1 protein-coding gene is annotated in these 245 nt (G+C 46.1%); it reads right to left on the bottom strand.

Annotation, left to right across the window (positions count from 1 at the left end; genetic code table 11):
* Positions 1 to 245 (bottom strand): MBL fold metallo-hydrolase (locus SB775_RS32750; RefSeq protein WP_410865465.1); only part of this gene is annotated, 245 nt, incomplete at both ends.

The following is a 245-nucleotide window of genomic DNA, read 5'->3' as shown; positions in this document are numbered from 1 at the left end:
CTTTCAATAATTGATGGCTGACTTCATCCAGGTTCTGATATTTCCAATCGGCATCGCCTTCATCCGAAATATAAAGCTTCGTGCCGAAACGATCATTCAGTTCACGTGAACCGGATACAAAGTCAGCATGGATATGCGTCTCAAGTGCGCCGACAATATTCAAATTCTCTTTTTTCGCCAGTTCTTCGTAGGCTGAAACATCGCGCATCGGGTCAACGACTACGGCTTCGCCTGTTTTCTGGCAC

Source organism: Peribacillus sp. SIMBA_075, assembly GCF_046534585.1.
The sequence above is the reverse complement of the archived record's forward strand: the minus strand, read 5'-3'. Positions and strand labels throughout refer to the sequence as shown.